The sequence below is a fragment of the Allobosea sp. RAF48 genome, assembly GCF_052114025.1.
Lineage (GTDB): Bacteria > Pseudomonadota > Alphaproteobacteria > Rhizobiales > Beijerinckiaceae > Allobosea.
Genome location: NZ_JBFRDZ010000046.1, coordinates 1 through 381, shown reverse-complemented (window position 1 = coordinate 381; position 381 = coordinate 1). Strand labels below are relative to the sequence as shown.

Below are 381 nucleotides of genomic sequence, written 5' to 3'. Positions count from 1 at the left end.
GGGCTATGAAGCCCAGGTAGCGGGAGTTGGTGACAACGTACCGGGCAAGCGATTCAAAAATGCGTCAATCAAATGGCTCAAAAAAAGATCGATCGCAGAAAGCGCAAGACGCAGGAAGGAAGCGGCCCAGGGCATTAGCGCTATGGGCATTTCCTTGCGCTTCGTGAATGCGGGCGGAACGGGAAGCATGGACAGCTCCCGCGAGGAAGCATGCGTCACCGAGATCACGGCAGGCTCAGGCTTCTACGCGCCGGGTTTATTCGATCTCTATAGCTCGTTCCGTTTTAAGCCGGCGGTAGGTTTTGCCGTCGAGGTCGTTCGCCGGCCGAAGACGGACATTGTCACTTGTATGGGCGGCGGCTATACCGCATCGGGTTCGCC

The 381-nt window shown here is 57.5% G+C and carries 1 protein-coding gene; it reads left to right on the top strand.

Annotated features, from left to right (window positions below; all coding sequences use genetic code 11):
* A partial coding sequence (locus AB4Z10_RS29755) for a type III PLP-dependent enzyme domain-containing protein (RefSeq protein WP_441474003.1) occupies positions 1–381 on the top strand: 381 nt, incomplete at both ends.